Source organism: Microvirga sp. 17 mud 1-3, from assembly GCF_003151255.1.
Taxonomy (GTDB): domain Bacteria; phylum Pseudomonadota; class Alphaproteobacteria; order Rhizobiales; family Beijerinckiaceae; genus Microvirga.
In genome coordinates this window covers 2,267,815-2,281,874 of the sequence record NZ_CP029481.1, presented here as the reverse complement: position 1 = coordinate 2,281,874, position 14,060 = coordinate 2,267,815, and the positions used below count along the sequence as shown (strand labels likewise).

15 protein-coding genes, 1 tRNA gene and 1 pseudogene are annotated in these 14,060 nt (G+C 65.6%); 3 read left to right on the top strand and 14 right to left on the bottom strand.

All coding sequences use genetic code 11. The annotated features are described in order from the left end of the window. Window positions 1-5 precede the first annotated feature (5 nt). A complete protein-coding gene (locus C4E04_RS10820; RefSeq protein ID WP_109597472.1) occupies window positions 6-1,565 on the top strand; it encodes an AMP-binding protein in 1,560 nt (519 codons plus the stop codon). A gap of 107 nt (window positions 1,566-1,672) precedes the next feature. Continuing rightward, window positions 1,673-1,966, top strand: a complete 294-nt coding sequence (locus tag C4E04_RS10815) for a hypothetical protein (protein WP_109597471.1) — start codon at window positions 1,673-1,675, stop codon at window positions 1,964-1,966. A 70-nt stretch (window positions 1,967-2,036) separates the two neighbouring features. Here C4E04_RS10815 and C4E04_RS10810 read toward each other — a convergent pair whose 3' ends face one another. The 10 genes from C4E04_RS10810 to rpe all read right to left on the bottom strand — a co-directional run bounded on the left by C4E04_RS10810 (window position 2,037) and on the right by rpe (window position 9,594). Then, the gene (locus C4E04_RS10810) at window positions 2,037-2,291 is read right to left on the bottom strand and encodes a hypothetical protein (RefSeq protein WP_109597470.1); all 255 of its coding nucleotides are present in this window, start codon (window positions 2,289-2,291) and stop codon (window positions 2,037-2,039) included. An 87-nt stretch (window positions 2,292-2,378) separates the two neighbouring features. Beyond that, window positions 2,379-2,825 (bottom strand): N-acetyltransferase, encoded by a 447-nt coding sequence (locus C4E04_RS10805; RefSeq protein ID WP_109597468.1) that lies wholly within the window; start codon window positions 2,823-2,825, stop codon window positions 2,379-2,381. 260 nt (window positions 2,826-3,085) lie between these two features. Further along, window positions 3,086-3,171 (bottom strand) — tRNA-Leu (locus C4E04_RS10800). 62 nt (window positions 3,172-3,233) lie between these two features. Continuing rightward, entirely contained in the window at window positions 3,234-4,415 is a 1,182-nt protein-coding gene (locus C4E04_RS10795) for an FAD-dependent oxidoreductase (protein ID WP_245416077.1), read from the bottom strand. Next, on the bottom strand, window positions 4,412-4,687 hold the full coding sequence (locus tag C4E04_RS10790; protein ID WP_109597466.1) for a zinc-finger domain-containing protein: 276 nt from the start codon (window positions 4,685-4,687) through the stop codon (window positions 4,412-4,414). The genes C4E04_RS10795 and C4E04_RS10790 overlap by 4 nt, the downstream gene beginning before the upstream one ends. A 249-nt stretch (window positions 4,688-4,936) precedes the next feature. Beyond that, window positions 4,937-5,536, bottom strand: coding sequence for a Spy/CpxP family protein refolding chaperone (locus tag C4E04_RS10785; protein WP_162559356.1), 600 nt, complete (start codon window positions 5,534-5,536; stop codon window positions 4,937-4,939). A gap of 92 nt (window positions 5,537-5,628) precedes the next feature. Beyond that, window positions 5,629-6,180: an alpha/beta hydrolase gene (locus C4E04_RS10780; protein ID WP_109597464.1), complete on the bottom strand. Its 552-nt coding sequence runs from the start codon at window positions 6,178-6,180 to the stop codon at window positions 5,629-5,631. Between the two features lie 44 nt (window positions 6,181-6,224). Beyond that, entirely contained in the window at window positions 6,225-7,475 is a 1,251-nt protein-coding gene (locus tag C4E04_RS10775; protein ID WP_109597462.1) for a cyclopropane-fatty-acyl-phospholipid synthase family protein, read from the bottom strand. Window positions 7,476-7,547: 72 nt separating this feature from the next. Then, a complete protein-coding gene (gene purB / locus C4E04_RS10770) occupies window positions 7,548-8,861 on the bottom strand; it encodes an adenylosuccinate lyase (protein WP_109597461.1) in 1,314 nt (437 codons plus the stop codon). Between the two features lie 61 nt (window positions 8,862-8,922). After that, window positions 8,923-9,594 carry a ribulose-phosphate 3-epimerase gene (rpe, locus tag C4E04_RS10765; protein WP_109597460.1) on the bottom strand — a complete coding sequence of 224 codons (672 nt, stop codon included), beginning with the start codon at window positions 9,592-9,594 and terminating at the stop codon, window positions 8,923-8,925. Window positions 9,595-9,795: 201 nt separating this feature from the next. Here rpe and C4E04_RS10760 point away from each other — a divergent pair, with 201 nt between their 5' ends. After that, entirely contained in the window at window positions 9,796-11,037 is a 1,242-nt protein-coding gene (locus tag C4E04_RS10760) for an FAD-binding oxidoreductase (protein WP_109597459.1), read from the top strand. A 13-nt stretch (window positions 11,038-11,050) separates the two neighbouring features. Here C4E04_RS10760 and C4E04_RS10755 read toward each other — a convergent pair whose 3' ends face one another. From C4E04_RS10755 to C4E04_RS10740, 4 genes and pseudogenes are all read right to left on the bottom strand, one after another. After that, a complete protein-coding gene (locus tag C4E04_RS10755; RefSeq protein ID WP_109597457.1) occupies window positions 11,051-11,653 on the bottom strand; it encodes a hypothetical protein in 603 nt (200 codons plus the stop codon). A gap of 54 nt (window positions 11,654-11,707) precedes the next feature. Further along, window positions 11,708-11,818 (bottom strand): annotated as a pseudogene (locus C4E04_RS21735) (hypothetical protein); the annotation flags it as partial. Beyond that, a complete protein-coding gene (locus C4E04_RS10745) occupies window positions 11,815-12,912 on the bottom strand; it encodes a hypothetical protein (RefSeq protein WP_109597456.1) in 1,098 nt (365 codons plus the stop codon). The gene C4E04_RS10745 and the pseudogene C4E04_RS21735, both read right to left, overlap by 4 nt. 124 nt (window positions 12,913-13,036) lie before the next feature. Next, window positions 13,037-14,056 (bottom strand): P1 family peptidase, encoded by a 1,020-nt coding sequence (locus C4E04_RS10740; RefSeq protein WP_371681989.1) that lies wholly within the window; start codon window positions 14,054-14,056, stop codon window positions 13,037-13,039. Window positions 14,057-14,060: the final 4 nt, after the last annotated feature.

Here is a 14,060-nt window from a genome sequence, read left to right as displayed (position 1 = left end):
GCGCCTTGGCCGCATTCGACATCGCCGCGACGCGGAAGAGCCTGTTCGTCGCCCTTCTCGACGCGCGGGACCGTTTCGGCCGCAACAAGGTCGCGTTGGAGGACATGGAGCGCCAGCCCGTCACCTTCGGGCGCCTCGTTCTCGCGGCCCTGCTCCTCGGGCGCAAGCTCTCCGCGGCGGTCGAGCCGGGCGGGACGATCGGGATCCTGCTGCCGAACGTGCAGGCCATCGCGGTCACGCTTTTCGGCCTCAACGCCTTCGGGCGCGTTCCGGCCTTCCTCAACTTCACGGCCGGGACCCGGAACCTGGAGGCAGCCTGCGAGATCGGGAAAATTGGGACCATTGTCACGTCCCGCCGTTTCATCGAGCAGGGCAAGCTCGACGACGTGATCGCGAGCCTCGGCGCCGGGCGCCGGATCCTCTACCTGGAGGACCTGCGCGGCACGATCACGAGCCTCGATAAGATCCGTGCCCTGGTCGAGAGCTGGCTTGCCCGTAAGGTCCATGCCCGGGCGGGCGTGAAGCCCGACGATGCGGCCGTAGTGCTGTTCACCTCGGGTTCCGAGGGACGGCCGAAGGGCGTCGCCCTGTCCAACGCCAATCTCGTGGCCAATGCCTATCAGGTGAAGGCTCAGGCGGGCGATGTGCTGGGGGATGACGACGTCTTCTTCAACCCACTGCCGATCTTCCATTCCTTCGGCCTGACGGCCGGGCTCCTGACGGCTGTCCTCAACGGCATGAAATCGGTGCTCTATCCGAGCCCGCTGCATTACCGGCAGATCCCGAAGCTCGTGGCCGGAACGCACGCGACGATCATGCTCGCCACCGACACCTTCCTCCAGGGCTATGCCCGCGCGGCCGGAGAGGATGATCTTGCGAGCGTGCGCTACGCCATCGCGGGCGCCGAGCGCGTGAAGGACGAAACCCGCAGGCTCTGGGATCGCCACGGCACCGTGATCCTCGAAGGCTACGGCGCGACGGAATGCTCCCCGGTGATCGCCGTGAGCGTGCCGGGCCGCAGCCGAGAAGGGGCGGTCGGTCCGTTCTTGCCCGGCATCGAGTGGCGGCTCGACCCGGTGGAGGGCGTCCACGAGGGCGGGCGTCTCTTCGTGCGCGGGCCCAATGTCATGAAGGGCTATCTCGATCCGGATAGCCCGGGCGGGATCCTGCCGCCGTCCGGCGGATGGCACGACACGGGCGATATCGTGGCCGTGGGCGAGGACGGGCTGGTCAGCATCCTGGGCCGGGCCAAGCGCTTCGCAAAGATCGGCGGCGAGATGGTCTCGCTCGCGGCCGTGGAGGCGTTGGTCCAGCGCCTGTGGCCCACCTTCTCGCACGTGGTCGTGGCGCTGCCTGATCCACGCAAGGGCGAGCAGATCGTCCTCGTTACCGAGAAGCCGGACGCGGACCGCGACGCGCTTCTCCGTCACGCCCAGAAAGAGGGCTTCCCGGAGTTCTGGGTGCCGAAGGCGATCCTGGTTGCGTCGATCCCGGTCCTCGGCTCGGGCAAGACGGATTATGCAGGCGCCGTCGAGATGGCCCGGCGCCTGCAGCCGATGCTGTAAGCTGAGCAGACAATCGGATCCTTCGGTCACAAATCGGTGTTGTCGGCTGGGCTCTGACGGGCCTTCCTCTAGTTTCTCCCGCAGAGGTCCCGGATCGGACACGAACGATGAAGAAGTTAGCCCTGACTCTCGCCTTCACGGCCTTCGCGACGACCGCATTCGCGCAGCAGCGCCCCTTCACGCCGAGCATGCCGTGCCGTCAAGCCCAGCAGATCGTCGCCGCCAACGGCGCCGCCGTGCTGGGCACCGGCACCTATACGTATGACCGTTTCGTCCGAGACCGGAGCTTCTGCGAGATCAACGAATATATCGAGCCCGCCTGGGTGCCCGCGCGTGATACGCCGCAATGCCCTGTCGGCTATCGCTGCCGCAGCGGCCCGGCGGATTTCTTCGACGATTGATCCCGGAAGACATATATGGAAAAGCCCCGGAAGACCGGGGCTTTTCGGCAGGACTCGGATACTGACGGGATCAGCACTCCGTCTTCTTCGTCGTCTTCGTGTCTCCGAACTCGTTCGTCTTATGCTTCGTCTCGGTGGTGCAGCCGACGCTGCCGGTGGTCGTCACGGACGTGGACGTGGTGGTGTCGCTCGGCTCGGTCTTGCGCTCGATGGTCGTCTTGCTGCCGAGGATACCGTCCTCTTTCTTGATCGTCGTCGTAGTGTCCTGGGCGAAGGCAGCCGTGCTGAAGGCACCCGCCAGCAGGATGAAAGCCAGCTTCTTCATCGCGTGATCTCCGAAAATCAACATGTACCGTGCCGAGCGAACGTCATGGGCTCGGCTGTGGTTCCGTCACGTGAGAAGAGAGCCGTCTCAGGACAGGATCTTTGTCATGAAGAAACGGGGATAGATCGGCCCCGGTCCGTCGAGCTGGCCGAAGACGCGAAAGCCGAGCTTCTCGTAGAAGGGCCGAGCCTGGAAGCTGTAGGTTTCGAGCCACATATGCCGGCATTCCCGGCGCCGCGCCTCCGCCTCGGCGGCCTGCATCAGTCGCGTGCCCGCGCCGCGACCGCGCAGGGCCTCGGGCACGACGATCATGTCGATGTGAAACCCGCCCCAGCGTGACTGCGCCCACAGCCCGCCGAGCGGAACCTCGGTGCCGGGATCGAGAATCAGGACTGCGAAATCGTGGTTGTCCGGCGCTCCGACGGCGCCCGTCGTGAAACGGCGCAGCTCGCCGAGCAGCGCCTCGTAAGCGCCGGGCGGCGGTGTGTCCGTCTCGACAAAAAGCGGCTCGCCCGGTGCGATGTCGGCGTGCATGCAAGGCCCCTCAGGTGGTCACGTGGATAGAGTAACAGGGGCGGTCGGCCTGTCGAGGTGCAGGGCACAAAAGAAAGCCCGCTCTGAAGTGGCGGGCTTTGAAAAAAGGACCTAGGTCTCTGCAGTTTACGGACCTGGCACAAGGGGTGTGCGGGGGGCATAGATGAGGTCCGCACTCCATGAATTGGGAGGCGGCCGAAGCCCCTACAAGGACAGCATTTATCACGTCTTCGTGTGCGGAAGGACGTCCCAAATTAGGATGGTGCGGACGGCGGGGGTCGAACCCGCACGGGCATAGCCCGAGGGATTTTAAGTCCCTTGCGTCTACCGGTTTCGCCACGTCCGCATCGGTTGACGGTTATCGGGCCGCGGGCGGGAGCGCAAGCCCGTCCGGGCGTGAGCGCGCAGTCATCCCCCGTAGCCGTAGAGCCAGCCGTAGCGCTCGACCATGCCTTCGGGGCCGAGATGACGGATGACCCGGTCGCGGCCGAAGGCCACGAGGGCGCCCGCATGGTAGATCCGCCCGTTGCGCCGGGCATGATCCTGGACCTGTCGGGCGCGGTCGCGGCGCTGGGCCTCGTAAGCTCGGAAGCTTTGCGGGATATCCGCCTGCGGGTCCTGGAGCAGGCTCCCGAGGGCGGCCGCATCCTCGATCGCCAGGGCTGCGCCCTGGGCCAGGAAGGGCAGGACAGGGTGGGCCGCATCCCCGAGGAGCGCGATACGTCCCTGCGCAAATCGTCCGGCCGGGTGATCGAACAGGGACCAGCGCAGCCACTCGGTTGCGGCGCCGAGGAGGGCGCGCAAGGCCGGAGCAGCGGAGCCGTAATGGGCCAGGATGACGTTCCGGTCCCCGGGGGCGGCCCAGCCGTCCACCGGGCTCGTGCTCTTCTCTATGGCGACGATGTTGATCCTCGCGCCGCCCGCGATGGGATAATGGACCACGTGGCCCCGTGGGCCGAGCCAGAGGCCGGTCTCGTTGCCGGACAGTTGGGCCGGTGCCGCGAGGCGGTCGATGGTGGTGCGCCACGCAATGGCGTTGCGGAAGGTGGGTGCGGCCTTGTCGCCGAGGGCCTGGCGGATCTTGGACCAGACGCCGTCCGCGCCGATGATCGCATCGGCCTCGAGGCTCTCGCGGGCCCCATTGGCGGATTCCATGACGAGGCTCGCCCGGTCCGGCCCGTCGGTGACTGTTTCCACCGTGCGGCCCATGACGATGCGGATGGTCGGGAGGGAGCGCACCGCATCGAGAAGCACGGTCTGCAGATCGGCCCGGTGCACCACCCAGTAGGGTGCGTCGAAGCGCTCGCGCATGAAGGAGCCTAAGGCGATCCGGCCGATCTCGCGGCCCGAGCGGAGGCTGCGGATCACAACCCGGTCCGGCTCGCTCGCCACCCGGCGCAGGGCCGCGCCGAGGCCGAGACCCAGGAGGATGCGGCTCGCATTGGGCGAGAGCTGCAGCCCGGCGCCGACCTCCGCAAAGCCGGTCCGCCGTTCCACGAGGGTGACCGCATGGCCCTGGCGGGCCAGGACGAGCGCTGCCGTCAGGCCGCCGATGCCGGCACCGACGACCGCGAAGGAGCGGCCGCTCACCGGCCCGGATGCGGAATGTCGGCGGCGATTTCGGGCTCGACCCAGGCGCATTCCGCCGGGCGGGACTCGAAGGTCTTCAGGGAAGGATCGTACTTATAGAGGGTCGAGCAATAGGAGCAGACGAGCTCCGAATCCCGGCCCATGTCGCAGAAGATGTGAGGATGGTCCATGGGCGGCTTCGCGCCGATGCACATGAATTCCTTCGAGCCCACGTAAATCACCGGAACGCCCGGCTCGTTGTGAAAATGAGGGGTGCCTTTGCTCTCAGCCATCGCGCCTGCTCTGAACCTGTCGATTTGGCCGGCACCATAATGGCGGAACGCCCGGGTGACTAGAGCATCGGGCGCAAAAGTAGGAAGCTGTTTTGGGGGAAAAGATGCTCAAAAACAGAAACTTAAAGCCTCGGACGTGAATTCGATGTCTCGCCCGAGACTTTGGGGCTGTTTCCGGCCGTGGGCTGCCTCTCCCGGTTCCATAAGGCGGGCCTATGAAAAAGGCCGCCCGGAGGCGGCCTTTTCCCGTTACGGCTGCTTCGGCGGGGCTGGGGGCTGGTTGCCCGCCGGAGCCTGCGCGCCCTGGCCCTGCATGCCTTGGCCACGATGCATCATGCCCATGCGGCCATGATCGCCGCGGTGACCGTGACCGTGCCAGGCCATGCGACGGCCCTGGCGCCCGTCACGCATGAGGATCGGCAGGAGGCGCTTCTGCCGGTCGTCCAGAGAGGCCCAGAAGGGCTTCATGGCGGTCGAGAGGTTGTTAAGCGACTCGGACTGCCGTGAGGCCATCTCGGCCCTGCGCTCGAGGCGCTGCATCATGTCTGGGCGCTCCTTGCGGGGGCCGTTCTGACGCCGCTCCTCGACCCGCTGGATCCGCGCAGCGGACTGGGCCCGCAGGGCCTGCTCGACCGGGCCCCAGAGCTTCTGCTGATCGGCCGTGAGCTTGAGGCCCGCCTGGATGGACGCGATGCGGGCATCGGTCAGGGATTCGAAATCCTCGCGGCTCATGGGCGGGCGCGCACCGGGACCACCCGGGCCGGCCGGCGGAGGAGCGGGCTGCGCATAGGCCACCGTTCCGGCGAGGGCCAGCGCGGAAGCTGCGGACAGGATGGCAAGGGTCTTCATGCAAATCTCCTCCTCGATGATGAGGACATCAGGATCGGACCACCGTGCTGTCCGACGCATGAAGGCCGCATGAACTTTTCGTCATGTGGCGTTCAGAGCTTCTTCAGGAAGCCCGCGAAACGCATTAGGCCCTCGGGCCAAGGGCCGTGGCCGCTGTCGGAGTTGATGTGCCCGGCATCGCCCGCATCCACGATGGCAGAGCCCCACGCATAGGCGATGTCCTCCGCCTTGTCGTAGTCGCAATGGGGATCCGTGCGGCTTGCCACGAGGACGGACGGGAAGGGCAGGGGATCGCGGGGAATCGGCGCGAAGGCACGGTCGATTGCCGGCATGAAATCCGGGCGCTCCACGTCGGGCAGTCCGACCAGGAAGGCGCCCGAGACCTTGTCGGGCGCAAGTTGAGGCGCCGCATGCGCAATGGCGAGGACGCCGAGGCTGTGACCCACGAGGACGACCGGCAGTTCCGCCGCCGCCACGTCCTCGACGATCTTCGCGACCCAGGCGTCGCGGTTGGGGGAATCCCAGCTTTCCTGCTTGACCTTCCGGGCTGTCGAGAGCTGCCGCTCCCAGCGGCTTTGCCAGTGGTCGGCCTCGGAATCCTGATAGCCGGGAACGATGAGAATGTCGCAATCGGAGGTTTTCATGATCCGGAGGTAGAGGTCCGAAGGCCGCGGTTCAAGACGGGCGCTCAGGCGCTCTGCTTCAGCTCCGCCGTCTCGGCGGCTTTGAGAGTGGCCTCGCGCTCGGCGATGTAGTCCCGCGTGAGCGGCACCGTGTCGTTGCGCCGGGCGAGCTGGATCTGGAACACCACCGCATCCTGGAACCGGAAGGCCGATTCCGACATGGCGAGGTAGCATTCCCACATCCGGCAGAAGCGCTCGTCGTAGAGGCGAAGAACCTCTTCCCGCTGTGCCATGAAGCGCTCGCGCCATTTCTGGAGCGTGAAGGCGTAATGCAGGCGCAGAACCTCCAGGTCGGTCACGACCAGCCCCGCCCGCTCGATGGCCGGCATGACTTCCGAGAGAGTCGGCAGGTGCCCGCCCGGGAAGATGTAGCGCGCGATCCACGGATTGGTCGGATAGGGCTGGCCCGTGCGGCCGATGGTGTGGAGCAGCATGACGCCGTCTTCCTTCAGGAGACGGCGGCAGGTCTGGAAATAGGTGTCGTAGGATGGGGCGCCCACATGCTCGAACATGCCCACCGACACGATGCGGTCGAAGGTTCCTTGAGTAGAGCGGTAATCCTCGAGCTCGAAGCGGACCCGGTCCGGCAGGCCTGCCGTGGCGGCGCGCTTACGCGACACTTCGAGCTGCTCCTCCGAAAGGGTCACGCCCTTCACGGAGCCCGCACCGGCCACCTGGGCCATGTAGAGGCCGAGCCCGCCCCAGCCGGAGCCGATATCCAGCACGCTCTGGCCCGGATCGAGGAGGAGCTTTGCGGTGATATGGCGCTTCTTGGCGAGCTGGGCCTCCTCGAGGGTAGCGTCCGGATGGTCGAAATAGGCGCAGGAATATTGCTTGTCGCTGTCCAGGAAGAGGCTGTAGAGCCGCCCGTCCAGGTCGTAATGGTGGGCGACGTTGCGTTTGGAGCGGGCGGCGTCGTTCTCGCTGCGCATTTGCATCCAGGTCCGGATCTTGCGCAGGCGATGGAACGGCAGATCGTCGAGCTCTCCATGCGTGTCCTGAAGGACGAGCTGGAGCAGGTCGAAGATCGTGCCGCTCTCGATGACGAGCCGCCCGTCCACGAACAGCTCTCCGAGCTTCAGCTCGGGATGGAGGCAGAGAGCGAGCTGGGCGGCCTCGTCCGTGAAGCGGATCGCCACCTTAGGGTCGGTACCGTCGCCGAAGCTGAAGCACTCGCCGCGGGCGGTGGTCAACTTAAGGGTGCCGTGCTTTACGGCCCGGGTCAGACCTGTCTTGAGAAGTGTCTCCGACAGCATGGACAATCCCCGTCGTGGTTTGTCTCTCGACGGGGATTGTCGCGCATTGGGGAAAGATTTCCACCCCTCCAGCTATGCTTGTGCTGCGCCGAAGACCCGCGTGAAGATCGTATGCACATGCTTGAAGTGGTAGCCAAGGTCAAAGCAGGCCTCGATTTCCGAGGGCGCCAGGTATTTCGTTACCTCGGCATCGTTCTTTAGTAGGGTCAGGAAGTCGCCTTCCCCGCGCCAGACCGGCATGGCGTTGCGCTGGACGAGCCGATAGGCGTCCTCGCGGGAGGCCCCTTTCTGCGTAAGGGCCAGGAGCACGCGCTGCGAATGGACGAGGCCGCCGAGGCGGTCCAGGTTCTTCTGCATGTTCTCCGGATAGACCACGAGCTTGTCGACGACGCTCGTGAGGCGCGCGAGGGCGAAATCCAGGGTCACGGTGGCGTCCGGCCCGATCATGCGCTCTACGGACGAGTGGGAGATGTCCCGCTCGTGCCAAAGCGCCACGTTCTCCATGGCCGGCATGGCATAGGCGCGGACCATGCGGGCGAGGCCCGTGAGGTTCTCGGTCAGCACCGGGTTCCGCTTGTGCGGCATGGCCGAGGAGCCCTTCTGGCCGGCCGAGAAATACTCCTCCGCCTCCAGCACCTCGCTGCGCTGGAGATGGCGGACTTCGATTGCAAGGCGCTCGATCGAGGAGGCAATGACCGCGAGCGTCGCGAAATACATGGCGTGCCGGTCGCGGGGGATGACCTGGGTCGAGACCGGCTCGACGGACAGCCCCATCTTCTCGGCCACGTATTCCTCGACCCGCGGGTCGATATTGGCGAAGGTGCCGACCGCGCCCGAAATGGCGCAGGTCGCGATCTCGCGCTGGGCCTCGATGAGCCGCAGCTTGCAGCGCTCGAACTCCGCATAGGCCTGGGCGAGCTTGAGGCCGAAGGTGGTCGGCTCCGCGTGGATGCCGTGCGAGCGGCCTATGGTCGGCGTCATCTTGTGCTCGAAGGCCCGGCGCTTGAGGGCTGCCAGGAGTCCGTCGATGTCCTTCAGGAGCAGATCGGACGCGCGCACCAGCTGCACGTTGAAGGTGGTGTCGAGCACGTCCGAGGAGGTCATGCCCTGGTGGACGAAGCGCGCCTCCGGCCCGACGATTTCGGCCAGATGGGTCAGGAACGCGATGACGTCGTGCTTCACCTCACGCTCGATCTCGTCGATCCGCTCGACGTCGAAGGTCGCCTTCGCGCCCTTGTCCCAGACGAGCGCCGCCGCCTCCTTGGGCACGACGCCGAGGTCGGCGAGGGCGGTCGTGGCATGCGCCTCGATCTCGAACCAGATGCGAAACTTGGTTTCGGGCGACCAGATGGCCACCATCTCGGGGCGGCTGTAGCGGGGGATCATGGGCTCACACTTTCCGACGGGGGAGGTTTCCCCCGCGCGGTAGCATGCCGGACGCCCGATCTCAACGCACCTTTGCGGCCGCCTCGCGGATCGCCGTGATGTTGGGGGCGTAGGCCTCCGGGCCGCCCTTGAAGACTGCGGAGCCGGCCACGAGCACGTTGGCGCCGGCCTCCACCACCAGGGGGGCGGTTTCGGCCGTGACCCCGCCGTCGATCTCGATGTCGATGGGACGCTCCCCGATCATGGCCTTGACCCTCCGCACCTTGTCGCAGACCGAGCCGATGAAGGCTTGGCCGCCGAAGCCCGGGTTGACGGTCATGAGCAGGACGAGGTCCACCATGTCGAGCACGGGCTCGATGGAGTGCTCGGGGGTGCCGGGATTGAGGACGATCCCGGCCTTCTTGCCCAGCGACCGGATGGTCTGGAGGCTGCGGTGCAGGTGCGGGCCGGCCTCGGCATGGATGCTGATGACGTCCGACCCGGCCTTGGCGAAGGCCTCGAGATAGGGGTCCACGGGGGCGATCATCAGGTGAACGTCGAAAGGCTTGGTCGTGTGGCGGCGAAGCGCCTTCACGATATCCGGGCCGAGGGTGATGTTCGGGACGAAATGGCCGTCCATCACGTCGATGTGGATCCAGTCGGCGCCGGCCGCGTCGATGGCGCGGACCTCTTCGCCGAGCTTGGAAAAGTCGGAGGCCAGGATGGAAGGGGCGATCAGGAGAGGGCGTGTCATGCCGCGCCGGTAGCACGAGCCTTTCCCCGCGGCAACGGCCTTGCGGGACAAGCAGCGCGCCGCTTGTCCGGAGAGAGCTGGGGAGAGGTCCATTTGCCACAGGAAAGGCGTGGACGGCCCTAAAGGAACGGGAGTAAAGAAGCGGTCGCGGGAAGGCTTGGCCTTCCGCGCCTGAGAGTTCTGGAACGGGGCAGGGTCTTCATGCGTAAGGATGTTGTGGTTCTGGGGGCCGGCATTGTCGGCGTGTCGATCGCCTTGCACCTGCAGAAGCGGGGCCGATCCGTGCTCCTGGTGGACAGGCGGCAGCCGGGCCTGGAGACATCCTTCGGCAATGCGGGCCTGATCCAGCGCGAGGGCGTCTATCCTTATGGCTTCCCGCACGATTTCGGCGCGCTGCTGCGCTATGCCCTCAACAACACCATTGATGCCCATTACCACATGGCGGCGCTGCCGAAGATTGCGCCCTTCCTGTTCCAGTACTGGATGCATTCCCGCCCGGCCCAGCACAAGGCCATCGCGCGGCTTTACGCTCCGCTGATCGAACACAGCGTGACGGAGCACATGGCCCTCGCCGAGGAGGCCGGCTCTGTCGACCTGATCCGCCCGACCGGCTGGATGAAGGTCTTCCGCTCCGACCGTGCCATGGAGGTACAGGTCCGCGACGCTGAGCAGGTGAAGCGCGATTTCGGCGTCAATTTCGACGCCCTCGACGGCCGGACCGTGGCGGAGCGCGAGCCGCATCTCAAGATCCCGCTGAAGGGCGGCATTCACTGGACCGACCCGGCGGCGATCTACGATCCGCACGCCCTCGTCATGTCCTATGTGGAGCTGTTCGAACGCCTGGGCGGCGAGGCTGCCGAGGGCGACGCCCGCACCCTGGAGCAGGCCGGCGGCGGATGGCGCCTCAAGACCGAGAAGGGTCCGGTCGAGGCTGGCGCCGTCGTTGTGGCGCTGGGTCCCTGGGCCGACGTGGTGACGCGCCGGTTCGGCTATCGCTTCCCGCTGGCCGTGAAGCGCGGCTACCACATGCATTACCGGCCGGAGGGCAACGCAGTCCTCAACCGCCCGACCCTGGATTTCGAGCGCGGCTACTTCCTGGCGCCCATGGCTCGGGGCATCCGCCTCACGACGGGGGCGGAATTCGCCGACCGCGACGCGCCCAAGACCCCGGTGCAGCTCGCCCGGGCTGAGCCGATCGCGAAATCTCTCTTTCCCCTGGGTGAGCGGGTCGATCCGGAGCCCTGGATGGGCATGCGCCCCTGCACGCCCGACATGATGCCGATCATCGGACGCGCGCCCCGTCACCAGGGCCTGTGGTTCGGCTTCGGCCACGCCCATCACGGCATGACCCTCGGCCCCATCACGGGCCGCCTCCTGGCCGAGATGATCACCGGAGAGGCGCCGGTGATCGATCCCAAGCCTTACCGGCCGGAGCGGTTTTGAGGGTAGTGAAAAACTAGAGAACGAACCCGTTGGCCTGTGGCTCGTGGGAACCCGCGAGGCGCAGGACGGCCTCGGGAGAGGCGTCTCCATCTGTGTTCAGATAGATCCAGGTCTCTTTCCCGACATGGCCGTATCGGACCTGGCCGGGGGCCGTGAAGGCTCCCTCGCCAACGAACTGAAAGTTCTGGTTTCCGGCCCGGGTTGCGTCGGCATCAATGTATCGGAGATTTAGCACGTCGCCCTGCCAGGAGGCGAAATCTCTGACCAGATCGGAACCGGCCCGAGATGCAGCGGTCTCAGCGAGATTGCGCCAAAGGAAGGTATCGTTCCCAGCCCCACCCGTGAGCGTATCCGGACCGTCGCCGCCTTCCAGCATATCCTTGCCAGAGCCTCCCGTGAGGATGTCGGCTCCGGCCCCGCCTACGAGGCGGTCGTTGCCGCCGTCGCCGGTAAGGATGTTGTCTAGCCCGCTGCCGATGATCGTGTTGCCGAGCGCATTTCCGGTTCCATAGACTGCATTCTCGCCGAGGACGAGGTTCTCGACCTCCCGGTTCAGGATATAGTTGGTCGCGGCGAAGACGGTGTCCCGGCCGCCGTCCGGCATTTCGACCACCATCTCGCCCACCGAATCCGCGTAATAGACATCGTTGCCAGGTCCGCCCTCGAGCCGGTCGACGCCGGCGCCACCGTCGAGCGTGTCGCTCCCGCCGAAGCCGAAAAGCGCGTCCGCCTCACTCGTGCCGGTGAGGAACTCGTCGCCCGGCGTGCCCGCAACCTTCAGGCCGTTGCCCAGTCATAGGTGGTCGTGCTGCCGTCATCCTGCGTGAGGGTCGTCCTGAGTGTGATGCCGTCCGGCGAGACGACATCCTCGTACGATTGCCAGTCGGCGAGACTGAAAGTGTCATACTCGCGGACGATCGACGAGCCGTCCTTGTTGAGGATGGTTTCGTGGTCGACGGCCTTGGCGGCCGTATAGAAGGTGGTCTGTTCCTTCCAGTCGCCTGTGCCTGCCATGTTGTAGGCTTGATAGGTACGGCTTCCATCGTCGTTGACGGTGACTTTATGATCGACGCGGCTACTGGCGGTGAGGAAGGTCGTCTGCGTCAGCCAATCGTATTTGTTGCTCCGGTCGTGGTGGACGAAGCGATGGGACTTGTTGTCGAAGCGCGTGTAATTGGCCTCGATGCGACCGCTGGCATCGTAGATGCTGGTCTGTTCGGCCCACGCCTTTGTATGTGCCTGGTCGACGGCTGTCTTCCATGACCGGGACTGGTTGACCATGTTGGTCGCCTTACCGTCCTGCAGATAGCCCGCCTTGGGCCCGAAATAGATCGTGAAGAGCTCGGCCGGAATCGCGTTGTCGGTCTTGTAGAAATCCTTGGGAGCATGGACGAAGAGGTCGTCATAGACTTCGAAATTGGCGGGACTGATCGTCTTGGGGTCTATGAACTTACCCTGCCATCCCTCTAGGGACGACTTGTGAACGATCACGTTCGGCCAGTTGTTGCGAACCTCCTCCATAGAGATCGGCGTCGAACTTCCCTTGAATGTGAAGTAGATTCCCATCATTGCATCGAAGAACATCCACTTGCCATTGATGCGGAGTTCCGTCGCCGAATGGTTCGACTGGATCGGCACGTCGAAAAAGTTGGCGCGCCGGTGCTCGATACCAATCGTATCGAATAGGGACTCGAGCAGATTGTCTCGCCAGCCGCAGGCGCCCTTGAGCATGCTCACGACCTCCGAGGTCTTGGTCGGGCCGTTCAGGGCCTCGACCGAGGCCCAGATCCAGGAAACCATGACCTTCGCGGTCGCGAGAGGGTTCGATTTGTTGACCTTCACATACGCGACGAGATCGTCATAGCCCTGCGCCATCTCGGACCCTCCTGCCTTCCTTAAAGAGAGGGCGCTTTTACTCGTAAGACGCTATTGTGTCCAACAAAACGTAACGTGATTTCGTAATATCATGGAAATTGTCTACGCTCCTGGTGCATCACCTTCACTTCTGGCCAAATAGATCCTTCCACGCCGGCAGGGCGCCTTCGAAGGGCAGGGCGGTGGCCTCGTAGACGCCGCGGGCGACGGCGCGGGCGAGGCAATCGGCGGCCGCGACCGTGATGTAGGTGAAATCCGTCGCCTCGTCGGCAAGCGGCTTGTGGCCGGTGGCGGCCGTGAAGACCGTATCGCCGTCGAAGAGGCCGTTCGAAAAGCGCAGGGACCGGGCGAGGCCCGCATGGGTCGAAAGCGCAAGTCTCTTTGCCTGGGCCTTGGTGAGGATGGCATCGGTCGCCACGAGCGCGATGGTGGTGGCGGGCTGCGGACCGCCCTTCCAGAACGGCTCCAGCCGTTCCGGCGCAACCCTTTCGGGCAGGCCGACGCCGCCGAACTCCTCGCCGACCTCCAGGGCGCCGGCCCAGAAATGCGGGCCGTCCCCGATCACCGCCGACGCGATGCTGTTCACGATCGCCAGGGCCCCGACCGTGTGGCCGGTAGCCGTGACGATGCTTGCGGAGCCGAGGCCGCCCTTCAGATTCACGGTCGTGGCGCCGTAGCCGCCGCCGGCTGTCCCCAAGGCGAATTCAGCCCCAGCTTTGCCGGCCGCCTCGTAGGCCAGCTCCCTATAGGGCGAGTAGCGGCCCCAATCCTTGTTGCCGCCGTTGAGCAGGTCGAAGACCGCCGCCTGGGAGACCAGGGGCACGCGCATATTGCCGATCTGAAAGCCGATCTCCCGCTCGCGCAGGAAGGCCTGGACGCCGCCCGCCGCATCGAGCCCGAGGGCGGAGCCGCCCGAGAGCACGATGCCGTGGATGCCGGGCACCATCTTGTCCGGCTCGAGAAGATCCGTCTCCCGGGTACCGGGCGCGCCGCCGAGCACGGCGCAGGAAGCGACGGTCGGCGCATCGAAGAGAGCCACGGTCACGCCGGACGCGATGGTTTCGTCCTGGGCGTTGCCGACCCGCAGGCCGGGCACGTCGGTGATCAGATTGCGTAGGGTCATCATCCGGGAAGGCAAGCGCAAAACA